Source organism: Citrobacter cronae (genome assembly GCF_016893685.1).
GTDB lineage: Bacteria > Pseudomonadota > Gammaproteobacteria > Enterobacterales > Enterobacteriaceae > Citrobacter > Citrobacter werkmanii.
In genome coordinates this window covers 3,585,844-3,608,121 of sequence record NZ_CP069763.1, presented here as the reverse complement: position 1 = coordinate 3,608,121, position 22,278 = coordinate 3,585,844, and the positions used below count along the sequence as shown (strand labels likewise).

Below are 22,278 nucleotides of genomic sequence, written 5' to 3'. Positions count from 1 at the left end.
GGTTCGTGCGGAAAAAAAACCGCCCCTAAGGGCGGCTGACGTTACTTAACGCAGCGTGCGCACTGCGACGTCTGAATTTGCTTGAAGAAATCATTACCTTTGTCATCCACCAGGATAAACGCCGGGAAATCTTCCACTTCAATTTTCCAGATGGCTTCCATCCCCAGTTCAGGATATTCCACGCATTCCAGACTCTTGATACTGCCCTGGGCAAGCACCGCTGCGGGGCCGCCAATGCTACCTAAGTAGAAGCCGCCGTGCTTATGGCAGGCATCGGTCACCTGCTGGCTGCGGTTGCCTTTCGCCAGCATGATCATACTGCCGCCCGCGGCCTGAAGCTGGTCGACATATGAGTCCATACGTCCGGCTGTAGTTGGGCCAAGTGAACCAGAGGCATAGCCTTCCGGCGTTTTTGCCGGACCGGCGTAATAGATCGGGTGATCTTTAACATACTGCGGCAAACTTTCACCGTTATCCAGACGTTCTTTCAGTTTCGCATGCGCAATATCACGACCAACAATAATGGTTCCGTTGAGTGACAGACGCGTGGACACTGGGTACTGCGACAACTGGGCCAGGATCTCTTTCATCGGCCGATTGAGGTCAACGCGCACCGCTTCGCCTTCGCCTGCCTGACGCAGCTCTTCTGGGATATATTTGCCAGGATTATGCTCCAGTTTTTCGATCCAAATGCCTTCACGGTTGATCTTAGCTTTGATATTTCGATCGGCTGAGCAAGAAACGCCCATGCCAACCGGACACGACGCGCCGTGACGCGGCAGACGGATCACGCGAATATCATGAGCGAAGTACTTCCCACCAAACTGCGCGCCCAGCCCCAAATTCTGCGCTTCTATCAACAGCTCTTTTTCCAGCTCCACATCGCGGAATGCCTGACCATGCTCGTTACCTTCGGTCGGCAGTTCGTCGTAGTATTTCGCCGAAGCCAACTTGACGGTTTTCAGCGTCGCTTCCGCCGACGTTCCACCAATCACAAACGCGATATGATACGGCGGACAAGCCGCTGTTCCCAGCGTACGCATCTTCTCGACCAGGTAATTTTTTAATTTGCCCGGCGTGAGCAGCGCTTTGGTTTCCTGGTACAGATAGGTTTTGTTTGCCGAACCACCGCCTTTAGCAATACACAAGAATTTGTATTCATCGCCGTCAACGGTATACAGATCGATCTGAGCCGGCAGGTTAGTGCCAGTGTTCACTTCTTTATACATATCCAGCGCGGCGTTTTGTGAATAGCGCAGGTTGTCTTCGATGTAGGTGTTATAGACCCCTCGTGCCAGTGCCGCTTCATCTCCGCCGCCGGTCCAGACACGCTGACCTTTTTTACCCACGATTATCGCTGTGCCGGTATCCTGACAGGTCGGCAAAATACCTTTCGCCGCGATGTCGGAGTTACGCAGGAATTGCAGGGCCACATATTTGTCGTTTTCGCTGGCCTCAGGGTCACGCAGGATATCAGCAACCTGCTGCTGATGCGCAGGACGAAGCATAAACGACGCATCATGAAAAGCCTGACGAGCCAGCAGGGTTAGCGCTTGCGGCGCGACTTTAATAACCTCCTGCCCTTCGAATTCGGCAACGGAGACATAGTCGCTGGTCAGCAGATAGTATTCGGTATCATCCTTTTTAAGCGGGAAAGGATGCTGATAATGAAAGGGTTTGTTTGACATTGTGCTCTCACTTACTGCTAGGTCTGGTTATTCTCTGGGCAGATGTTCCATTGCCCTGCTTCCCTGCCGTAAGTCGGGTTGGAGAAGGCAAGGCTTTCTGCAACCGGAAATACTCAGGGTATTAAAAGCGAGTCACCATATCCTACACAATTTTTTAACAAAAACTGAGACAAGTACGACTTTTTACATGCGCAGGTTACTTCCCTCAGGGTTTCTTGGTTTAATAGCCAGAGAAAATTCCACATTCAAACAGGGCTTGAGAATGCAAAAACTCATCAACTCAGTGCAGAACTACGCCTGGGGAAGTAAAACTGCGTTAACGGAACTTTATGGGATTGCCAACCCAACTCAGCAACCGATGGCTGAACTTTGGATGGGGGCGCACCCAAAAAGCAGTTCGCAGGTTCAGAGCGCTGATGGTCAGACGGTTGCTTTGCGCGACGTTATTGAACGCGATAAATCCGCGCTATTAGGTGATGCCGTTGCCAAACGCTTTGGTGAACTGCCCTTCCTGTTTAAAGTGCTCTGCGCCGCGCAACCCCTTTCGATTCAGGTTCATCCTAACAAGCACAATTCTGAAATCGGGTTTGCCAAAGAAAACGCCGCCGGGATCCCAATGGATGCCGCCGAGCGCAACTACAAAGATCCTAACCACAAACCAGAACTGGTTTTTGCTTTGACGCCTTTCCTGGCAATGAACGCATTTCGTGAGTTCTCCGAAATTGTTGCGTTATTACAACCCGTTTCCGCCGCGCATCCGGCTATTGCGCATTTCCTGCAGGAGCCGAGTGCAGAGCGTCTGAGCTATCTATTCGCCAGTTTGCTGAATATGCAGGATGAGGAGAAATCCCATGCCCTGGCGATCCTGAAATCGGCGCTGAACAGCCAGCAGGGTGAACCCTGGCAAACCATCCGCCTGATCGCCGACTTCTACCCTAACGACAGCGGACTCTTTTCCCCACTGCTGCTCAACGTGGTTAAACTCAATCCCGGCGAGGCCATGTTCTTGTTTGCTGAAACCCCGCACGCCTACCTGCAAGGTGTGGCGCTGGAGGTGATGGCTAACTCGGACAACGTGCTGCGCGCCGGACTGACGCCAAAATATATTGATATCCCGGAACTGGTCGCCAACGTTAAATTTGTCGCTAAACCTGCAAACCAGTTGCTGACCACACCGGTTAAAACGGATGGCGAACTGGACTTCCCCATTCCGGTCGACGATTTCGCGTTTTCTCTACATGAGTTAACGGCCACTGGCGCAGAGATCGGCCAGCAAAGCGCCGCAATTCTGTTCTGCATTGAGGGTGAAGCCGTGTTGAGCAAAGGTGAGCAGCGTCTGGTACTGCAGCCGGGTGAGTCGGCCTTTATTAGTGCGAATGAATCGCCGGTCAACGTCAGCGGCAAGGGCCGTTTAGCTCGGGTTTATAACAAGCTGTAGCAAGATACTGATATTTTTAACAACTCTTGCTAAGCTGTAGTGAGTTAAAGACAAGTCACTCCTCCAGGCGTCTTCAAACGCCTGGTTTTATTTTATGGATATCAAAATGAAAAAATCGCTGGTAGCTGCGGGTGTAGTGGTTGCACTGGGTATCGTCTGGACGGGCGGCGCCTGGTACACAGGTAAAAAACTCGAAACGCATCTCGCCGAGATGGTGACACAGGCAAACAATCAGTTGAAACGCTACTCCCCTGAGGCGGGAATTGAACTGAGTTATCAAAACTATCAGCGCGGCGTGTTCAATAGCCAACTGCAACTGGTGGTTAAACCCATCACCGGGCAGCAAGATTCCTGGCTGAAGCCGGGGCAGAGCATCGTCCTTAATGAAACGGTTGATCACGGCCCTTTCCCGCTGGCACAGCTGAAGTCGCTGAATCTGGTTCCCGCTATGGCCTCGGTGAAAACAACGTTGGTGAATAACGACGTCACCAAACCACTGTTCGACATTGCCAAAGGTGAAACGCCATTCATCATTAACTCCCGTATCGGTTACAGCGGCGATACCCGCTCCGATCTCTCACTCAAACCGCTGAACTACGAGAATGGCGATGAAAAAGTGGCCTTCAGCGGCGGGGAATTCCAGTTTACGGCTGACAAAGACGGTAATGCGGTTTCGCTGACTGGCGATGCGCAAAGTGGTCTGGTTAATGCGGTCAATGAGTACAACCAGAAGGTACAAATTACCTTCAATAACCTGAAAACTGAAGGTTCCAGCAGTATCGCCAGCTTTGGTGAGCGTATTGGCGACCAGAAGTTGTCACTCGAAAAACTGTCAATTTCAGTCGAGGGTAAAGAGTTGGCGGTTCTGGAAGGCATGGGTATCGATGGTAAATCCGATCTGATCAACGAGGGTAAAACCGTCAACAGCCAGCTGGATTACACTCTGAACAGCCTTAAACTGCAGGGCCAGGATATGGGTAGCGGCAAACTGACGCTGAAAGTGGGTCAGATTGATGGTGAAGCCCTGCACCAGTTCAGTCAGCAGTATAGCGCCCAGACCAAGGCGTTGATGTCACAGATAGATGTGGTGCAAAACCCGGAGCTATATCAGCAGAAAGTCACCGAAGCCTTCTTTAATGCCCTGCCGATTCTGATGAAAGGCGAACCGGTTATCACCATTGCGCCACTGAGCTGGAAAAATGCGAAAGGTGAAACCGCCTTTAATCTGTCTCTACTGCTGAAAGATCCGACCGCAAACACCGTGGAGCCGCAAACGCTGGCCCAGGAAGTGGATCGCTCCGTCAAATCACTGGACGCTAAGCTGACGATCCCTGTCGACATGGCGACTGAATTCATGACGCAGATTGCCAAACTGGAAGGATATCAGCAGGAAGAAGCGGCGGGTCTGGCGAAGCAGCAGGTTAATGGCCTCGCGGCGATGGGTCAGATGTTCCGTATTACGACGCTGCAGGACAACGTTATCGGTTCCAGCCTGCAATATGCGAACGGTCAGGTAACACTGAACGGACAGAAAATGTCGCTGGATGAGTTTGTTGGCATGTTCGGTATGCCTACCTTTGCTGAGCCGGACGCGCCTGCTGCCCCGCAACAGTAAATATCCCTTACGACAGGCCCGATAACTTTGCTTATCGGGCTTTTTTTATTTCGCGACGACCAGTCGGGCGGCAAGCGTCAGATTGCGCGAATGGCTTTCATCGTGGCCAATGCGTTGTAGCATGCGTTCCGCAAGGGTGTATCCCATTTCTCGGGCAGGCGTGCAGGCCCAAATGATGGGAATGTCATCCAGCGCGCTTTCCGCCACATCGGCAAATCCGGCCAAGGATATTTGCTGTTCAAAGTAGCGATCTACGCCTGTTTCACCACTCTGTCGCCCTGCTCTCATCAGGCCAAACCAGGCGCCTACGGCAATGGTTTCGTTGTAGCACACCACCGCACTGATTGTGGGATTCCGGCGTAACAGCGCCGTCACCTCTTCCGCGGCCTGCTTTTGGCTGGATGAACACTCCAGTACCCAGTCGCTATGAAACGGCAAACCATACTTTAACAATGTCGCACAATAGCCGCCGACGCGCTCTGCCCGGGTTAATGAAGAGCTTTGCCCGCCCAGCCAGGCAATGCGCTGATGCCCATGACGTATCAGTTGTTCAACCAGAAGTTGCGCGGCCTGCATGTTATCAGGTCTGACGGTGTCAACGTCATCCATATAGCTGGCGCGTGACGCAAACACCACCGGGATCCCTTTCTCAGCGGCCAGTTGCTGTAGCGCGTCACTGCTGCCCGCGGCCCCGGCGATCACCACGCCATCAACCCCTTGATTAAGTAACAGGGTGAAGCGCTGTGTCAGCTGTTCGCCGTCTTTACCGCCATGCAGTAAGAAGACCATGCGCCCCTGAGCTTCTAATGCTTCCGTCAGCCCCGCCGTTAGCTCGGCGTAAAACGGCGTAGAAAGATCGCGCACGATCAACCCCACTACCCCGCTCTGCCCACCGCGCAGGGCTGATGCTTGTCGATTACGCACAAACCCCAGTTGCTCAATGGCAGCATTTACCCGTTCACCGGTTGCTGATGAAATACGTCCTTTGCCACTGAGTACCAATGAGACGGTACTGACCGAAACACCCGCAGCCAGCGCAACATCATGGATCGTTATTTTTTTGGCTATAGCCATAAAAACAGAAAACTCCCTGATAACGTGACGGATAAAACGTTTTATCAATCACTTATATTTATACCCCCTATTATCGTTCGATAATGTGATTTATACCGCACTAAAATTAGGTAAAACGTTTTATCTTCTCGCCATCATTAGCCAGCCTGATTTAACAAGGAGTCGTTTAATGACGACGAGAACCACACCAAAAATAACGTTATGGGAATTTTTCCAGCAGTTGGGCAAAACTTTTATGTTGCCCGTGGCTCTGCTCTCATTTTGCGGGATCATGTTAGGGATCGGCAGTTCGTTAAGCAGCCACGACGTCTTAACGTTAATCCCGGCGTTAGGAAATCCGGTGCTACAGGCCATCTTTACCTGGATGAGCAAGGTTGGCTCATTTGCGTTTAGCTTCCTACCGGTGATGTTCTGTATTGCCATTCCTCTTGGCCTGGCGCGCGAGAACAAAGGTGTGGCGGCGTTTGCTGGTTTTGTCGGTTACGCGGTAATGAACCTTGCCGTCAACTTCTGGTTAACCGCAAAAGGTATCTTACCCACCACTGATGCGGCGATCCTGAAAGCCAACAACGTGCAAAATATTCTGGGGATCCAGTCGATCGACACCGGGATCCTCGGCGCCGTCATCGCCGGGATCATCGTCTGGATGCTGCATGAACGCTTCCATAACATTCGTCTGCCGGATGCTCTCGCCTTCTTCGGCGGCACTCGCTTCGTTCCCATCATCTCCTCGGTAGTGATGGGCCTGGTCGGTCTGGTCATTCCCCTGATTTGGCCGGTTTTCGCCATGGGCATTACCGGACTCGGTCACATCATCAACAGTGCAGGTGAATTTGGTCCTATGCTGTTTGGCACCGGCGAACGTCTGTTGCTGCCTTTTGGCCTGCATCATATTCTGGTGGCATTGATTCGCTTTACCGAAGCTGGCGGCACGCAGGAAGTCTGTGGTCATAGCGTGAGCGGCGCACTGACTATTTTCCAGGCTCAATTGAGCTGCCCGACAACCCAAGGCTTCTCTGAAAGCGCAACCCGCTTCCTGTCCCAGGGTAAAATGCCAGCGTTCCTCGGCGGGTTACCGGGTGCAGCGTTAGCGATGTATCACTGCGCACGTCCAGAGAATCGTCATAAAATTAAAGGGTTATTAATTTCCGGTCTGATTGCCTGTGTAATTGGTGGTACGACCGAACCTCTTGAGTTCTTGTTCCTGTTCGTGGCCCCGGTTCTGTATGTGATCCACGCTTTGCTTACCGGCCTCGGCTTCACCGTGATGGCGGTGCTTGGCGTTACCATCGGTAATACTGACGGTAACCTGATCGACTTCGTGGTGTTCGGCATCCTGCATGGATTGTCTACCAAGTGGTATCTGGTCCCTGTCGTCGCAGCTATCTGGTTCGCGGTGTATTACGTTATCTTCCGCTTCGCCATCACGCGCTTCAATCTGAAGACACCGGGTCGCGAAGTCGAAATGGCCAGCACTATCGAAAAAGTGATGGCTGGAGCGCCAGGTAAATCGGGATACAACGTGCCAGCTATTCTGGCGGCGTTGGGCGGCGCGGAAAACATTGTTAGCCTGGATAACTGCATTACTCGTTTGCGCTTGTCAGTAAAAGATATGTCGCTTGTTAACGTACAAGCTCTGAAGGACAATCGTGCCATTGGCGTAGTACAACTCAATCAGCATAACCTCCAGGTTGTTATTGGTCCGCAGGTCCAGTCAGTGAAAGACGAAATCGCGGTTCTGATGAATACCGTACAGGCTTAAGGACAACACTATGTTTGATTTTTCAAAGGTTGTGGACAGACACGGCACCTGGTGTACCCAATGGGATTACGTCGCCGACCGTTTTGGCTCAGCCGATCTGCTACCGTTCACCATCTCTGACATGGATTTTGCCACTGCCCCCTGCATTCTTGAGGCGCTTACCCAGCGCCTGTCCCATGGCGTATTGGGTTATAGCCGTTGGAAAAATGATGAATTTTTGGCGGCCATTCAGCACTGGTTTCTTACGCGTCACAATACCAAAATCGATCCTCAGTCGCTGGTATATGGTCCCTCGGTCATCTATATGGTGTCAGAGCTGATTCGCCAGTGGTCTTCCGCGGGTGATGCGGTGGTTATCCACACTCCGGCTTACGACGCGTTTTACAAAGCTATCGAGGGTAATCAGCGCGTGGTACGCGCTGTCGAACTGGAAAAACGCACTGACGGTTGGTACTGCGACATGGCCGCGCTGGAGAGTGCCCTGTCTCGTCCAGAGAGCAAAATTCTTCTGCTCTGTAGCCCACAAAATCCGACGGGTAAAGTGTGGACGCGTGATGAGCTGGAAACCATGGCGGAACTGTGTCAGCGCCATGGTGTAAAAGTTATTTCCGATGAGATCCATATGGATATGGTATGGGGAGATCACCCACATATTCCCTGGAGTAACGTCGCACGTGACAGCTGGGCGCTGCTCACTTCCGGTTCAAAAAGTTTTAATATTCCGGCACTGACCGGGGCTTACGGGATGATTGAAGACGCTCAAAGTCGTAACGATTATCTCTGCGCATTAAAAGGTCGCGATGGTCTTTCCTCGCCGGCGGTACTGGCGCTGACCGCTCATATTGCCGCCTATCAACAGGGCGCAAGCTGGCTTGATGCGCTGCGGGATTACCTTGCCAGCAACCTGCATTACGTCTCCCGCGAGCTTAATGCCGCATTCCCCGAACTGAGCTGGCAGGTTCCGCAATCTACCTATCTGGCGTGGATTGACCTGCGTCCGCTCAACATTGATGATCGCGAATTGCAGGAAGCGCTTATCCACCAGCAGAAAGTCGCCATCATGCCAGGGTACACCTACGGCGAAGAAGGACGCGGTTTTGTGCGCCTGAATACCGGATGCCCGCGCTCAAAACTTGAAAAAGGCGTTCAGGGATTGATTAACGCCATCCGTACAATTCGTTAAGCAGGTTTGCGCAATGAAAACCTCATTGCGCGCCTTATCAGCCTGACGCCTCCTCCATTAAGCCAGCGTCAATCATTCACCGTGGATAATCCCGCTTTCATTCCCGGTACCAGAATAACTTTTCGACACCCATCTTCCCGTTTCTCAAAAATTTCATATCCTCTTGCGGCATCTTCCAGCGGCATATGGTGCGTCACAATCTCTTCCGGGGTAAGCAATCCCTTCTCGATCAAATTAAGCAGATCAGGTAAGTAAGCATGCACATGTGTCTGCCCCATTTTAAACGTCAGCCCCTTATCAAAGGCATCACCAAACATGAATCCGTGGATAAAACCGGCGTAAACGCCAGGGACGCTGACAATTCCTCCCCGGCGCACTGCCGCAATGCATTGCCTGAGCGCTTTTCCGCTACTGCCTTCAATTTTTAATGTGCTGAGTACAGTTTCAGTGAGACTCCCTTTTGCCTCAAAACCGACGGCATCAATCACCGCATCCACGCCACGATGACCTGCCGTGTTATCAATAATCCATTTTGCAGGATCGTCGTTTTTATCAAAGTTAATGGGAATCGCATCATAGCGTTGTCGTGCAAATTCAAGTCGGTAATCGTTATGATCAATGATAAATATCTGTTCGGCACCGTTGAGACGAGCACAGGCAGCTGTTAATAACCCTACCGGTCCAGCGCCAAAGATAGCAACGCTGGAGCCTGGCTTAATGTCGGCATTCTTCACTGCCTGCCATGCCGTCGGTAAAATATCAGACAGAAAAAGAACCTTTTCATCTGCCAACGTATCCGGCACTTTGAATGGACCTGTGTTCGCTTTTGGCACCCGAACATATTCGGCCTGACCGCCAGGAATACCGCCGTACAGATCGCTGTAGCCAAACAGTGCCGCCGGTGGCGTGATATTCTTGCGGTTCAGCGCTGCGCCGTTGCCACTGTTAGTGCTTTCACACGCGGCATACTGATGAAGTTGACAGAAAAAACATTCGCCACAGGCAATGACAAAGGGTACCACCACGCGATCACCTTTACTTACAGCCGTCACTTGCGATCCCGTTTCAACCACTTCGCCCATAAACTCATGACCAAATATATCGCCATGATGAATTCCAGGGATCTTACCGCGATAAAGATGCAGGTCCGAACCGCATATAGCAGTCGCAGTAACACGCAGAATGATATCATCCGGCTCTTCTATGCCGGGATCTGGCATATTATCAACGCTAACATGATGAGGGCCATGATAAGTCAGTGCTTTCATCATTTTTCTCCTTTAAGTCATCATCTTAAAAGTAAAAAATTATCGTATTTGGCTGGTTCCTTCATTATTTAAGTTAACCATGTTTTCGCTCCGTATTGTTTTTGCCCAAAAGAGTAGTAAGCGTAGAACAAAATGAATACCATGACATTTAATAATGTCATTTTAAGCATGAACGGAACGCTTCGATTTTATTGCGATCTATTTATAATTTAAGAAAATTTACAAGAGTAATCCTGATCAGGCAATCATGCCTTTATTCCTTCTAAATCTCAGGCGGTTACAGCGACTTATTAATTAAACGTCAGCCATAATAAGCGAAGCGGTATTTCCCGCAATCCATTGAAAATTATCAATACGGACTAATCCGCATATCAACATTAAATTTGACTTAATACAAATAGCCGCTAACTTTAAGCCTTGAACAACGACGGATACGAAATTATTTTTTGTATCTGACTGACATAACCGATATATGAGGTGATATATGGCAGAGCATCGTGGTGGTTCCGGTAACTTCGCAGAAGACCGAGAAAAAGCATCAGAAGCGGGCCGTAAAGGCGGTCAACATAGCGGTGGTAACTTCAAAAACGATCCGCAACGCGCATCTGAAGCAGGCAAGAAAGGTGGACAAAGCAGCCACGGTGGTGGCCGTAAGTCTGACAACTCCTGATAGTTAGCGTTATTTTCATCTTTTAATGAAAAGAGTGTCCTGCGGGTCTGTATGAGGCTCGCAGTTATTTTTAACCTCTACAGGATATTAATATGCATATGAAAAGCATTGAAGACGTATTTATTCACCTACTTTCAGATACCTATAGCGCCGAAAAACAATTAACGCGCGGACTGGCTAAACTCGCCAGAGCCGCATCAAGTGAAAAGCTCAGCAAAGCCTTTAATGTCCACCTGGAAGAAACTCAGGGGCAAATTGAACGTATTGACCAAATCGTTGAGCAAGAGCCGGGAATTAAGATTAAACGCATGAAATGTGTGGCGATGGAAGGCTTAATTGAAGAGGCTAATGAGGTTATTGAAAGCACCGAGAAAAATGAAGTACGCGATGCGGCATTAATCGCAGCCGCACAGAAAGTGGAACATTATGAAATTGCCAGCTACGGCACACTGGCAACCCTGGCAGAACAACTTGGATATAAAAAAGCCGTAAAACTCCTCGCAGAAACGCTTGAAGAAGAGAAACAAACCGATCTGAAATTAACCGATCTTGCGGTTGGTAACATTAATAAAGACGCTGAAAAACGATAACCATACTGACACGAGGAAATTACGATGAATCACTTAGAACATTACCATGACTGGCTACGCGATGCGCACGCGATGGAAAAGCAAGCGGAGTCAATGCTGGAATCGATGGCGAGTCGTATCGATAATTATCCTGATTTGCGTGCCAGAATTGAGCAACATATTAATGAAACAAAACGGCAAATTACTCTGTTGGAAGAGATCCTCGATCGAAACGATATCTCTCGCTCTGTATTAAAAGACTCAATGAGTAAAATGGCGGCTTTTGGCCAGTCGATTGGCGGCATGTTTCCTTCTGACGAAATTGTAAAAGGCGCAATTAGCGGCTATGTATTCGAGCAATTTGAAATAGCCTGCTACACATCGCTTTTGGCCGCCGCAAAAAAGGTCGGTGATACCGCCTCTATCCCCGCTATTGAAACGATTCTGGCAGAGGAACGTGAGATGGCCGACTGGCTGATTAAACATATTCCGCAAACGACAGAACAATTTCTCTTACGGTCTGACGCTGACGGCGTTGTAGCCAAAAAATAATCTCATTACGCTCTGCTTCAGGCAGAGCTTCCTCGGATGGGGTCTGTACCGTGCCTGAACTTGACGCTTTTTATTTAGCCCGTTTTCAGTTCGCCTTCACTGTCTCTTTCCATATTCTTTTTCCCGCGATTACGATTGGACTGGCCAGCTATCTGGTGGTGCTGGAGGGGATGTGGCTGCGCACGCGAAACAATCTCTGGCGCTCGCTCTATAATTTCTGGCTGCAAATCTTCGCCGTCAATTTTGGGATGGGCGTCGTATCCGGCCTGGTAATGGCTTATCAGTTTGGTACCAACTGGAGCGGCTTTTCGCAATTTGCCGGCAGTATTACCGGACCACTGCTGCTTTATGAAGTCCTGACCGCCTTTTTCCTCGAAGCGGGCTTCCTTGGCGTAATGTTATTCGGCTGGAATAAAGTATCTCCAGCGCTGCATTTCTTCACCACCTGTATGGTGGCGCTGGGCACGTTGCTATCTACCTTTTGGATCCTGGCTTCCAACAGTTGGATGCAAACACCTCAAGGTTTTAGCCTCGAAAATGGGCATGTCATTCCCCAGGATTGGCTGGCTATCATATTTAACCCTTCATTTCCGTATCGCTTATTGCATATGTCGATTGCTGCTTTTCTGAGTAGCGCGATGTTCGTTGGCGCATCTGCCGCCTGGCATTTACTCCGCGGTAACGATACCCCTGCCATTCGTAAAATGTTTTCGATGGCGTTGTGGATGGCTCTGATTGTCGCCCCTATTCAGGCCGTTGTTGGAGATATGCATGGCCTCAATACCCTTGAGCATCAGCCTGCGAAAATAGCGGCCATTGAGGGACACTGGGAGAATCCCCCCGGAGAGGCGACGCCGTTGACGCTGTTTGGCATGCCTGACATGGAGGAAGAGCGCACCAAATACGCTCTGGCGATCCCTGCGCTGGGCAGTCTGATTCTGACCCATAGCCTGGACAAGCAGGTTCCAGCGCTGAAGGATTTTCCCAAGGAAGATCGCCCCAACTCCGCAATTGTATTTTGGTCGTTTCGCATCATGGTTGGCATGGGCGTGTTGATGATCGCCCTGGGTGTCTGCAGTGTCTGGTTACGTTGGCGCAAACGCCTGTACCATTCCCGCCCATTCCAGTGGTTTGCGCTTTTGATGGGGCCTGCCGGACTATTGGCCTTACTGGCCGGCTGGGTGACCACGGAAGTTGGCCGCCAGCCCTGGGTCGTATACGGTTTTTTGCGCACGAGGGATGCCGTTTCATTGCACAGCACAACGCAAATGGTCATCAGTTTGCTGGTATTTATCGTCGTTTATAGCACCGTCTTTGGCGTGGGTTATCACTACATATTCAGGCTGATTAAAAAAGGACCTCAGCCGGTCAGTGAACTGACCTCACAAACCGATGGCACCCCTGCGCGTCCGCTTTCCGCCGCAGAACCGGTAACGGATGAAGAGGAGAAAATCTGATGGACATCGATATCACCGTAATCTGGTTTATTATCATTGTCTTTGCCACGCTGATGTACATCGTAATGGACGGTTTCGATTTGGGCATTGGTATGTTGTTTAGCATTGTACATGCCCCCAGCGAGCGAGATGTGATGGTGAACAGCGTGGCCCCCGTCTGGGACGGGAACGAAACCTGGCTGGTGCTCGGTGGGGCCGGTCTCTTTGGCGCATTCCCTCTGGCTTATGCTGTGATTGCTGACGCACTGGCAATTCCACTCACGATGATGCTAATTGGGTTGATTTTTCGCGGCGTGGCATTTGAGTTTCGCTTTAAAGCCACGCCTTCGCATCGGCTATTTTGGGACTACGCCTTTGCCGGCGGCTCGTTGCTGGCGACCGTGAGTCAGGGTATCGTTGTTGGCGCCATGATTAACGGCTTCGATATAGCAGAACGACGCTTTGCCGGGTCGGCCTTGGATTGGTTGACCCCATTTAATGTATTTTGCGGCCTCGGACTGGTTGCCGCCTATCTGTTACTCGGCACCACCTGGCTGATAGTGAAAAGCGATGGCGCGCTTCAGGAACGGATGCGTAAATTAACGCGCTATGTTTTGCTCGCTCTGCTGGCGGTTATTGCCGTGGTCAGCATCTGGACCCCCCTTAGCTGGCAATACATCGCAGAGCGCTGGTTCACGCTACCTAATTTCTACTGGTTTGTGCCGGTCCCCATTCTGGTGACGATATTCAGCCTGTGGATTTGGCGTCTGAGCAGCGACAACACCAGCCATGCACGACCTTTTATCCTGACGCTGGGATTAATCTTTCTGGGTTTTAGCGGCTTAGGCATCAGCCTGTGGCCCTATATTATTCCGCCGCATATTACCTTATGGGATGCGGCGGCTCCTCCTGCAAGTCAGATGTTTATGCTGGTTGGCACGCTTATTATTATTCCGGTCATTCTGATGTATACGGCATGGAGCTACTATGTCTTTCGCGGCAAAGTATCTGACGGAGAAGGCTACCATTGACCAGGATAGCACGCCGATCGCCTGACTCATTGAAAATCTGAAATAAATGTCCACAATGTGACCCTTTTACGAAGTGTTGGCGCGCTTTATTCAAAGTTATTAGAGAATTATGATTCTGTTGTATAATGCCCTGCACTTTACCTAAAAATACGAGTGCGACCATGATTGATACTTCTCTCCCCTTAACCGACGTCCATCGCCACCTTGATGGTAACATCCGTGCCCAAACGATCCTCGATCTGGGTCGCCAGTTCAATTTAACCCTCCCGGCACAGACGCTGGAAACGTTGATTCCTCATGTGCAAGTGACGTCAACCGAGCCTGATTTGGTCAGCTTTTTATCCAAACTAGACTGGGGCGTAAAGGTTCTGGCCTCGCTGGACGCCTGCCGCCGCGTCGCGTTTGAAAATATTGAGGATGCCGCACGCAACGGCCTGCACTATGTTGAACTACGTTTTTCCCCTGGCTACATGGCAATGACCCATCAACTCCCTGTAGCAGGCGTGGTTGAAGCCGTTATTGCAGGCGTGCGCGAAGGCTGCAAGGCCTTTGGCGTTGAAGCGCGTTTAATTGGCATTATGAGTCGTACCTTCGGCGAAGCCGCCTGCCTGCAGGAACTTGATGCGCTGTTAGCACACCGTGACCATATTACTGCGCTGGATCTGGCCGGTGACGAACTGGGCTTCCCGGGTAGTTTGTTCCTGTCACATTTCAACCAGGCACGCGATGCAGGCTGGCATATCACCGTCCATGCCGGCGAAGCCGCGGGGCCAGAAAGTATCTGGCAGGCCATTAAAGAATTGGGCGCTGAACGCATTGGTCATGGTGTTAAAGCGGTCGAAGATCGCGCATTGATGGATTATCTCGCCGAACACCGTATCGGCATTGAATCCTGCCTGACATCGAACATCCAGACCAGCACCGTCGCTACGCTGGCGACCCATCCGCTGAAAACATTTCTTGAACATGGCGTTGTGGCCAGTCTGAATACGGACGATCCGGCTGTTCAGGGTGTCGATATTATTCACGAGTACACCATTGCCGCTCCTGCCGCAGGTTTAACTCGCGAACAGATCCGCCAGGCGCAAATCAATGGTCTGGAAATGGCATTCCTGAGTAACGAAGAGAAACGTACGCTGCGCGAGAAAGTCGCGGCAGCGTGACGCTTGTCCGGCCTACGTGGCGTTGCATTGTAGGCCGGAGCAAATGCCGGGGCATCCGCCATCCGGCATGAGCCTTATCAGGCAAGGCAAAGCGTGGAGCGGTGTTTTGCGGACTCAAGGCCAAGCTCAATCAGCTCCATAATCTGGATAGCTTGTCTCGCCGGGACCGGGTTTTCACCATTACCGTTCAGCGCATCACGGATGCCTGCATAGTACGCCGGGTAATTACCTGGCACGGTCAGCCAGGTCTCTTCAACCCGCTCATCGCCTTCAACTCGCGTCAATACGCCATCGCGCATGTCGTAACCCCAGTCTTCCTGAGGCAGGCGCTCGCCATTTTTCAGACGTTCTTCCTGTGGGTCAAGACCATACTTGACGTAGCTCCCGCGTGAGCCGTGCACGATATAGCGGGCCGATTCTGCGGCCGCCAGCATGGTTCCATGCAGAATCACACGACGCTGTGGATACGTCAGAATGGCATGGAAGTAATCTGTCGATTGTGCGCCCGGACGCAGTTGCGCCAGATCCACCGTCATACTGACCGGCAAACCAAACAGATTAATCGCTTGATCCAAAAGATGTGGCGCTAAATCATACCAAATACCGCTGCCCGGACCGCCCTGTTCACGCCAACGGTCCCGAACCTGCGGGCGGAAACGATCGAAGTGGGACTCAAAATAGGCAACTTCGCCCAAAACGCCATCCGCCAATAGCGCTTTCAACGTCAGAAAATCACTGTCCCAGCGCCGGTTATGGAAAACGGATAGTACGCGCCCCAGACTACGCGCGAGAGCATCCAGCTCACGAGCTTGTGACAGTGTCACGGTAAACGGTTTCTCAACAACCACATGTTTACCCGCTTCCAGTGCGGCCTTCGCTAACGGGAAGTGCGTGTCATTTGGCGTAGGGATCACAATCAGGTCAATATTAGGATCGTTAAAAAGGTGCTTAGGCTCAGCAACAACCGTCACTGTAGGCCAGTCGGCCTTCACTTTTGCTTCATCGCTACTGGACACCGCGGCCAGTTCCAGGCCTGGTGTGCCCACAATCAGGGGGGCATGGAAGGTTTTACTGGCGTAACCATAGCCGATTAGCCCAACGCGGATGTTGTCACTCATGTTATTGCCTCTCAATTCAGACTGACCTATTTCACACCATACATTGCAACGTCTCAATAGTTTAATAACCTTTGCGCTACAAAGGTTGTTTATTAACTTAAGTCAAACATATGCTTCTTAAGCTGAATTTGCCGCGAAAAAGTGGCTGAAATCGTTCCCAATCTTCTTGCTGTATTATGGAGAGATTAGTAACATTTGCAGCCTGTGTTTATGGATAAATCAAAGCAAATGTCATCAGTAATGAATCGTCTTATTGAGTTAGCAGGTTGGATTGTTCTTGCGGTCTCCGTGATCCTGCTGGGTATTGCCAATCATATTGACAATTACCAGCCACCGGAGCCAATTGCAGCAGTGCAGAAAAAATAAGCGTCATCAGCTTTTTTCGACCCGCAATTCACCTTTACGCATTGCTGGGTCCGGCTGTAAAAGATCCAATTCTGTCAAAAAAAGCGAATTATGCCGCATCCCGCTCCCGCGCGTATTGCCTGGGATCGCGAAGCGCGCTAACCTTGCCGCAGGCGTACATAGCGCCTGCTTTTTACAGGTATGCATACTCTTTCTTACATTTGCGCGCAAATCCGCTTTTACCTGTGCACGTTGTTTATTTCTTAATATTTTCTACTCCGTTGGTATTATTTTATATATGGATTGCTCTTTATGACTGTTCAGGATTACTTATTAAAATTCCGTAAAATTAGTTCACTCGAAAGTCTGGAAAAACTGTTCGATCATCTTAACTACACGCTCACCGACGATAACGACATTATCAATATGTACCGTGCAGCAGACCACCGTCGTGCGGAGCTTATCTCCGGAGGTCGTCTGTTTGACGTCGGTCAGGTGCCTAAATCAGTCTGGCATTACGTGCAATAAAGAAGAAAGTAGCGCTCAACGTTAAAAGCTTTATAATAATTGCCCCAAAATGAATGGCATGTTTGATCGCGCGCGTAAACCTGGAGAAGAGATGACTACCACACCGGCACAACGTATCGGAGGCTGGCTACTTGGGCCATTGGCCTGGCTGTTAGTTGCGTTGTTGAGTGCTTCGCTGGCGTTGTTACTTTACGTCACTGCGCTGGCCACACCGCAAACCTTCCAAACGCTTGGTGAGCAAAGTACGACCAATTTGTTGTTATGGGGCGTCTCTTTTATTACGGCTATCGCCATGTGGTATTACACGTTATGGCTGACGATTGCGTTTTTCAAACGCAGAACCTGCGTGCCGAAGCACTATATTTTATGGCTGTTGATCTCCGTGTTACTGGCGATTAAAGCGTTTGCGTTTTCACCCGTCCCGGACGCCTTTGCCGTGCGCCAACTGCTGTTCCCTTTGTTAGCAGCAGCACTGCTGGTGCCCTACTTCAAGCGCTCACAGCGCGTTAAGTCGACGTTTGTGAACCCGTAATAACCCTACAGTTAACCTGTTGTCGCCTGTTGTAGATTGTCAGATAATAGGCGGCTTTTTTATTTCAGGCCGAAAAATGACTGATTACCTGCTGCTGTTTGTCGGAACTGTGCTGGTCAACAACTTTGTACTGGTTAAGTTTCTGGGCCTCTGTCCGTTTATGGGCGTTTCCAAAAAACTGGAAACCGCAATGGGTATGGGCCTGGCCACGACGTTTGTCATGACGCTGGCCTCTATTTGCGCATGGTTGATTGATACCTGGATCCTCATTCCGCTCAATCTCATCTATCTGCGCACGCTGGCTTTTATTCTGGTCATCGCCGTCGTCGTGCAATTTACCGAGATGGTGGTCCGTAAAACCAGCCCTGCGCTTTACCGCCTGCTGGGGATCTTCTTACCGCTGATCACCACAAACTGTGCGGTGTTGGGGGTGGCGTTGCTGAATATTAACCTCGGCCATAACTTCTTACAGTCGGCGCTATACGGTTTTTCTGCCGCCGTCGGCTTCTCACTGGTAATGGTACTGTTTGCCGCCATTCGCGAACGCCTCGCTGTGGCAGACGTCCCTGCTCCGTTTCGCGGTAATGCGATTGCGCTGATTACCGCCGGTTTAATGTCATTGGCCTTTATGGGCTTTAGTGGTTTGGTGAAGTTGTAATGAATGCTATCTGGATTGCCGTTGCCGCAGTGAGTCTGCTGGGTCTGGCGTTCGGCGCTATTTTGGGTTACGCCTCGCGACGCTTTGCCGTTGAGGATGACCCGGTCGTGGAGAAAATTGATGAAATTCTCCCGCAAAGCCAGTGTGGACAGTGCGGTTATCCGGGCTGTCATCCCTATGCTGAAGCGATAGGCTCGCAGGGTGAAAAAATCAATCGTTGCGCGCCCGGTGGTGAAGCCGTGATGTTAAAAATCGCTGCCCTGTTGAACGTCGACCCGCAGCCGATTGATGGTGATGAACAAGAAGTTACGCCCGTGCGAATGCTGGCGGTCATTGATGAAAATAATTGTATTGGTTGCACAAAGTGCATTCAGGCCTGTCCGGTCGATGCCATTGTGGGTGCGACCCGCGCCATGCACACAGTGATGAGCGATCTCTGCACCGGCTGCAACCTGTGCGTTGACCCATGTCCAACGCAATGTATCGAATTACGCCCGGTGGCTGAGACGCCCGATAGCTGGAAATGGGATTTAAACACTATCCCTGTGCGCATCATTCCTGTGGAACAACATGTTTAAGTTATTCTCTGCATTCAGAAAAAACAAAATCTGGGATTTTGATGGCGGCATTCATCCACCAGAAATGAAGACCCAGTCAAACGGTACGCCGCTGCGGCAGGTTCCGCTGGCGCCGCGCTTCGTTATTCCCCTGAAACAACATATTGGCGCGGAAGGTGAACTGTGTGTCAACGTGGGCGACACCGTCCTGCGTGGCCAGGCGTTAACCATCGGGCGTGGCAAAATGCTGCCGGTACATGCGCCAACGTCAGGCACTATTGTTGCTATTGCGCCGCACTCCACCGCACACCCTTCGGCTTTAGCCGAGCTAAGCGTCGTCATTGATGCCGATGGAGAAGACCGCTGGATTGAGCGTGATGGCTGGGCCGATTACCGTTCCCGTAGTCGGGAAGAGCTTATTGCACGTATTCATCAGTACGGCGTCGCCGGTCTGGGCGGCGCAGGTTTCCCAACCGGGGTTAAGCTACAGGGCGGCGGCGATAAAATTGAAACGCTGATCATCAATGCCGCAGAATGCGAGCCGTACATTACGGCGGATGACCGTCTGATGCAGGACTGCGCGGCTCAGGTCGTCGAGGGTATCCGCATCCTCGCGCACATTCTTCAGCCGCGTGAGATCCTGCTGGGAATAGAAGATAACAAACCGCAGGCAATTTCCATGCTGCGTGCGGTGCTGGCCAATTCGCACGATATCAGCTTACGCGTGATCCCAACCAAGTACCCGTCCGGCGGCGCCAAGCAGTTAACGCAAATTCTGACCGGTAAGCAGGTACCTCATGGCGGACGCTCCTCAGATATTGGCGTGCTGATGCAAAACGTCGGGACCGCCTACGCGATTAAACGTGCGGTCATTGACGGAGAACCTATTACCGAGCGTGTTGTGACGCTTACAGGCGAAGCCGTCAGCCGTCCGGGCAACGTCTGGGCACGTTTAGGTACGCCGGTTCGTCATCTACTCAGCGACGCGGGTTTCTGCCCTTCCGCCGACCAGATGGTGATTATGGGCGGGCCGCTGATGGGGTTTACGCTGCCATGGCTGGATGTACCGGTAGTGAAGATCACCAACTGCCTTCTGGCCCCCTCTGCCAGTGAAATGGGTGAAACACCGGAGGAGAAAGGCTGCATTCGCTGTAGCGCCTGCGCCGATGCCTGCCCGGCCGATCTTCTGCCGCAGCAACTCTACTGGTTCAGTAAAGGGCAGCAGCACGATAAAGCCACAACTCACAATATTGCAGACTGTATCGAATGCGGCGCTTGCGCATGGGTATGCCCGAGCAACATTCCGCTGGTACAGTATTTCCGCCAGGAAAAGGCCGAGATTTATGCTATTAGCCAGGAAGAAAAACGCGCCGCGGAAGCCAAAGCACGTTTTGAAGCCCGACAGGCGCGACTTGAGCGTGAAAAAGCCGCACGTCTTGAACGCCACAAAAGCGCTGCCGTACAGCCTGCGGCTAAAGATCATGATGCCATCGCCGCCGCGCTGGCTCGCGTAAAAGAGAAACAGGCTCAGGCAATGCAACCGGTTGTTATTCAGGCTGGCGAAAAACCTGACAATAGCGCAGTGATTGCCGCTCGCGAGGCGCGTAAAGCACAGGCTCGTGCGGCCCGGACGGAAAATTCACACAAAATTGAAGACAGCAGCGCGGGTACCGACCCGCGTAAAGCGGCAGTCGAAGCGGCTATCGCCCGCGCCAAGGCCCGTAARCTTGAGCAGCAGYCGGTSACTGAAAYCGCTGAACCGGTKGAYCCRCGTAAAGCCGCMGTYGAAGCGGCAATCGCCCGCGCCAAAGCCCGTAAGCTTGAGCAGCAGYCGGTGACTGAAACMGCWGAACCGRTGGATCCGCGTAAAGCCGCCGTCGAAGCGGCAATCGCCCGCGCCAAAGCCCGTAAGCTGGAGCAGCAGTCGGTGACTGAAACCGCTGAACCGGTGGATCCGCGTAAAGCCGCAGTCGCGGCCGCTATCGCACGCGCCCAGGCTAAAAAAGCCGCACAGCAGCAGGTTGTAAACGAGGAATAAATGGTATTCAGAATAGCAAGCTCCCCTTATACCCATAGCCAGCGTCAGACATCACGCATCATGATGTTGGTGTTACTTGCTGCATTGCCGGGAATCGTCGCGCAGCTATGGTTCTTTGGCTGGGGGACGTTGTTGCAGATCGTTCTGGCCGCCATTAGCGCTATCGGCGCCGAAGCGGTCGTACTTAAACTGCGTAAACAACCCATTGCGCCGATTTTAAAAGATAACTCCGCGCTCCTCACCGGGTTGCTGCTGGCCGTGAGTATTCCTCCGCTGGCCCCCTGGTGGATGGTGGTATTAGGCACGGTATTTGCCGTTATCATTGCAAAACAGCTGTATGGCGGCCTCGGACAAAACCCGTTCAATCCCGCCATGATTGGCTACGTCGTACTGCTTATCTCATTCCCGGTGCAGATGACAAGCTGGCTGCCGCCGCAGGAAATTGCAGCCACGGTACCCGGATTCTTTGACGCTCTGAACGTAATCTTTACCGGACATACCGCGGGCGGCAGCGATATGAACGCGCTCCGTATGGGAATCGACGGCATCAGCCAGGCTACGCCCCTTGATACCTTCAAGACGTCTCTGCATGCGGGACGAACGGTTGAACAGGTAATGCAGTACCCGATTTACAGCGGCATGCTCGCGGGCGCCGGATGGCAGTGGGTTAACCTTGCCTGGTTGGCTGGCGGCATTGTGCTGTTATGGCAAAAAGCGATTCGCTGGCATATCCCGGTTAGTTTCCTGCTGTCGCTCGCTGTTTGTGCTACTTTAGGCTGGATTTTCTCGCCAGAGTCGCTGGCATCGCCTCAGTTACATCTACTTTCTGGCGCGACGATGCTCGGCGCTTTCTTTATTCTTACCGATCCCGTTACGGCATCGACCACCAACCGTGGTCGCCTGATTTTTGGCGCGCTTGCGGGTTTGTTAGTGTGGTTAATCCGCAGTTTTGGTGGCTATCCTGATGGCGTGGCCTTTGCCGTGTTGCTGGCAAATATTACGGTTCCCCTGATTGATTATTACACCCGCCCTCGCGTGTACGGACATCGCTAA

Annotated in this window: 21 protein-coding genes; 17 read left to right on the top strand and 4 right to left on the bottom strand. The window is 51.6% G+C overall.

The window, feature by feature from the left end:
- Positions 1-41 precede the first annotated feature (41 nt).
- Positions 42-1,688 (bottom strand): class I fumarate hydratase, encoded by a 1,647-nt coding sequence (gene fumB, locus JSN25_RS15540; RefSeq protein ID WP_061381392.1) that lies wholly within the window; start codon positions 1,686-1,688, stop codon positions 42-44.
- Positions 1,689-1,950: 262 nt separating this feature from the next.
- Between fumB and manA the strand changes: the two genes are divergently transcribed.
- Together manA and JSN25_RS15530 are read left to right on the top strand one after the other, a co-directional pair.
- Complete coding sequence (gene manA / locus JSN25_RS15535; protein WP_087856361.1) at positions 1,951-3,126, top strand: mannose-6-phosphate isomerase; 1,176 nt, start codon at positions 1,951-1,953, stop codon at positions 3,124-3,126.
- Between the two features lie 106 nt (positions 3,127-3,232).
- Positions 3,233-4,741 carry a YdgA family protein gene (locus tag JSN25_RS15530; RefSeq protein WP_150344999.1) on the top strand — a complete coding sequence of 503 codons (1,509 nt, stop codon included), beginning with the start codon at positions 3,233-3,235 and terminating at the stop codon, positions 4,739-4,741.
- Between the two features lie 45 nt (positions 4,742-4,786).
- Here the strand turns inward: JSN25_RS15530 and JSN25_RS15525 are convergent, their stop codons facing one another.
- A complete protein-coding gene (locus tag JSN25_RS15525; RefSeq protein ID WP_038640443.1) occupies positions 4,787-5,815 on the bottom strand; it encodes a Mal regulon transcriptional regulator MalI in 1,029 nt (342 codons plus the stop codon).
- A gap of 169 nt (positions 5,816-5,984) precedes the next feature.
- Between JSN25_RS15525 and malX the strand changes: the two genes are divergently transcribed.
- Both malX and JSN25_RS15515 read left to right on the top strand, forming a co-directional pair.
- Entirely contained in the window at positions 5,985-7,577 is a 1,593-nt protein-coding gene (gene malX, locus JSN25_RS15520) for a maltose/glucose-specific PTS transporter subunit IIBC (protein ID WP_038640441.1), read from the top strand.
- A gap of 10 nt (positions 7,578-7,587) precedes the next feature.
- Positions 7,588-8,760 carry a MalY/PatB family protein gene (locus JSN25_RS15515; RefSeq protein ID WP_204525100.1) on the top strand — a complete coding sequence of 391 codons (1,173 nt, stop codon included), beginning with the start codon at positions 7,588-7,590 and terminating at the stop codon, positions 8,758-8,760.
- Between the two features lie 68 nt (positions 8,761-8,828).
- On the opposite strand, the gene JSN25_RS15510 is transcribed toward JSN25_RS15515, so the two are convergent.
- Entirely contained in the window at positions 8,829-10,028 is a 1,200-nt protein-coding gene (locus tag JSN25_RS15510; RefSeq protein ID WP_121529017.1) for a zinc-dependent alcohol dehydrogenase, read from the bottom strand.
- 484 nt (positions 10,029-10,512) lie between these two features.
- Here JSN25_RS15510 and JSN25_RS15505 point away from each other — a divergent pair, with 484 nt between their 5' ends.
- The 6 genes from JSN25_RS15505 (at position 10,513) to add (ending at position 15,449) form a co-directional block, all read left to right on the top strand.
- Entirely contained in the window at positions 10,513-10,698 is a 186-nt protein-coding gene (locus JSN25_RS15505; protein WP_006684659.1) for a con-10 family general stress protein, read from the top strand.
- A 92-nt stretch (positions 10,699-10,790) separates the two neighbouring features.
- The gene (locus tag JSN25_RS15500; RefSeq protein WP_204525099.1) at positions 10,791-11,288 is read left to right on the top strand and encodes a YciE/YciF ferroxidase family protein; all 498 of its coding nucleotides are present in this window, start codon (positions 10,791-10,793) and stop codon (positions 11,286-11,288) included.
- A gap of 24 nt (positions 11,289-11,312) precedes the next feature.
- On the top strand, positions 11,313-11,819 hold the full coding sequence (locus tag JSN25_RS15495; RefSeq protein WP_038640433.1) for a ferritin-like domain-containing protein: 507 nt from the start codon (positions 11,313-11,315) through the stop codon (positions 11,817-11,819).
- Between the two features lie 50 nt (positions 11,820-11,869).
- Positions 11,870-13,276 (top strand): cytochrome ubiquinol oxidase subunit I, encoded by a 1,407-nt coding sequence (locus JSN25_RS15490; protein ID WP_204525098.1) that lies wholly within the window; start codon positions 11,870-11,872, stop codon positions 13,274-13,276.
- A complete protein-coding gene (gene cydB, locus JSN25_RS15485; protein ID WP_204525097.1) occupies positions 13,276-14,286 on the top strand; it encodes a cytochrome d ubiquinol oxidase subunit II in 1,011 nt (336 codons plus the stop codon). The genes JSN25_RS15490 and cydB overlap by 1 nt, the downstream gene beginning before the upstream one ends.
- A gap of 161 nt (positions 14,287-14,447) precedes the next feature.
- Complete coding sequence (add, locus tag JSN25_RS15480) at positions 14,448-15,449, top strand: adenosine deaminase (RefSeq protein WP_038640426.1); 1,002 nt, start codon at positions 14,448-14,450, stop codon at positions 15,447-15,449.
- A gap of 77 nt (positions 15,450-15,526) precedes the next feature.
- Here the strand turns inward: add and JSN25_RS15475 are convergent, their stop codons facing one another.
- Positions 15,527-16,567, bottom strand: a complete 1,041-nt coding sequence (locus tag JSN25_RS15475; RefSeq protein WP_204525096.1) for an oxidoreductase — start codon at positions 16,565-16,567, stop codon at positions 15,527-15,529.
- Positions 16,568-16,807: 240 nt separating this feature from the next.
- Between JSN25_RS15475 and blr the strand changes: the two genes are divergently transcribed.
- The 7 genes from blr (at position 16,808) to rsxD (ending at position 22,278) form a co-directional block, all read left to right on the top strand.
- The gene (gene blr / locus JSN25_RS15470) at positions 16,808-16,933 is read left to right on the top strand and encodes a division septum protein Blr (protein ID WP_038643149.1); all 126 of its coding nucleotides are present in this window, start codon (positions 16,808-16,810) and stop codon (positions 16,931-16,933) included.
- A gap of 291 nt (positions 16,934-17,224) precedes the next feature.
- Positions 17,225-17,440: a transcription modulator YdgT gene (gene ydgT / locus JSN25_RS15465; RefSeq protein WP_008784684.1), complete on the top strand. Its 216-nt coding sequence runs from the start codon at positions 17,225-17,227 to the stop codon at positions 17,438-17,440.
- Positions 17,441-17,531: 91 nt separating this feature from the next.
- Positions 17,532-17,972 carry a DUF2569 domain-containing protein gene (locus JSN25_RS15460; RefSeq protein ID WP_038640418.1) on the top strand — a complete coding sequence of 147 codons (441 nt, stop codon included), beginning with the start codon at positions 17,532-17,534 and terminating at the stop codon, positions 17,970-17,972.
- Positions 17,973-18,048: 76 nt separating this feature from the next.
- Positions 18,049-18,630 carry an electron transport complex subunit RsxA gene (gene rsxA, locus JSN25_RS15455; protein ID WP_003029144.1) on the top strand — a complete coding sequence of 194 codons (582 nt, stop codon included), beginning with the start codon at positions 18,049-18,051 and terminating at the stop codon, positions 18,628-18,630.
- Positions 18,630-19,208 (top strand): electron transport complex subunit RsxB, encoded by a 579-nt coding sequence (gene rsxB / locus JSN25_RS15450; RefSeq protein WP_204525095.1) that lies wholly within the window; start codon positions 18,630-18,632, stop codon positions 19,206-19,208. Before rsxA ends, rsxB begins: the two co-directional genes overlap by 1 nt.
- A complete protein-coding gene (gene rsxC, locus JSN25_RS15445) occupies positions 19,201-21,225 on the top strand; it encodes an electron transport complex subunit RsxC (RefSeq protein WP_204525094.1) in 2,025 nt (674 codons plus the stop codon). The genes rsxB and rsxC overlap by 8 nt, the downstream gene beginning before the upstream one ends.
- Positions 21,226-22,278 carry an electron transport complex subunit RsxD gene (gene rsxD, locus JSN25_RS15440; protein WP_204525093.1) on the top strand — a complete coding sequence of 351 codons (1,053 nt, stop codon included), beginning with the start codon at positions 21,226-21,228 and terminating at the stop codon, positions 22,276-22,278. It begins immediately after the preceding gene.

Coding starts and splice junctions, on each gene's coding strand:
- fumB (WP_061381392.1), bottom strand. CDS start 1,688: ATGTCAAACAAACCCTTTCATTATCAGCATCCTTTCCCGCTTAAAAAG.
- manA (WP_087856361.1), top strand. CDS start 1,951: ATGCAAAAACTCATCAACTCAGTGCAGAACTACGCCTGGGGAAGTAAA.
- JSN25_RS15530 (WP_150344999.1), top strand. CDS start 3,233: ATGAAAAAATCGCTGGTAGCTGCGGGTGTAGTGGTTGCACTGGGTATC.
- JSN25_RS15525 (WP_038640443.1), bottom strand. CDS start 5,815: ATGGCTATAGCCAAAAAAATAACGATCCATGATGTTGCGCTGGCTGCG.
- malX (WP_038640441.1), top strand. CDS start 5,985: ATGACGACGAGAACCACACCAAAAATAACGTTATGGGAATTTTTCCAG.
- JSN25_RS15515 (WP_204525100.1), top strand. CDS start 7,588: ATGTTTGATTTTTCAAAGGTTGTGGACAGACACGGCACCTGGTGTACC.
- JSN25_RS15510 (WP_121529017.1), bottom strand. CDS start 10,028: ATGAAAGCACTGACTTATCATGGCCCTCATCATGTTAGCGTTGATAAT.
- JSN25_RS15505 (WP_006684659.1), top strand. CDS start 10,513: ATGGCAGAGCATCGTGGTGGTTCCGGTAACTTCGCAGAAGACCGAGAA.
- JSN25_RS15500 (WP_204525099.1), top strand. CDS start 10,791: ATGCATATGAAAAGCATTGAAGACGTATTTATTCACCTACTTTCAGAT.
- JSN25_RS15495 (WP_038640433.1), top strand. CDS start 11,313: ATGAATCACTTAGAACATTACCATGACTGGCTACGCGATGCGCACGCG.
- cydB (WP_204525097.1), top strand. CDS start 13,276: ATGGACATCGATATCACCGTAATCTGGTTTATTATCATTGTCTTTGCC.
- add (WP_038640426.1), top strand. CDS start 14,448: ATGATTGATACTTCTCTCCCCTTAACCGACGTCCATCGCCACCTTGAT.
- JSN25_RS15475 (WP_204525096.1), bottom strand. CDS start 16,567: ATGAGTGACAACATCCGCGTTGGGCTAATCGGCTATGGTTACGCCAGT.
- blr (WP_038643149.1), top strand. CDS start 16,808: ATGAATCGTCTTATTGAGTTAGCAGGTTGGATTGTTCTTGCGGTCTCC.
- ydgT (WP_008784684.1), top strand. CDS start 17,225: ATGACTGTTCAGGATTACTTATTAAAATTCCGTAAAATTAGTTCACTC.
- JSN25_RS15460 (WP_038640418.1), top strand. CDS start 17,532: ATGACTACCACACCGGCACAACGTATCGGAGGCTGGCTACTTGGGCCA.
- rsxA (WP_003029144.1), top strand. CDS start 18,049: ATGACTGATTACCTGCTGCTGTTTGTCGGAACTGTGCTGGTCAACAAC.
- rsxB (WP_204525095.1), top strand. CDS start 18,630: ATGAATGCTATCTGGATTGCCGTTGCCGCAGTGAGTCTGCTGGGTCTG.
- rsxD (WP_204525093.1), top strand. CDS start 21,226: ATGGTATTCAGAATAGCAAGCTCCCCTTATACCCATAGCCAGCGTCAG.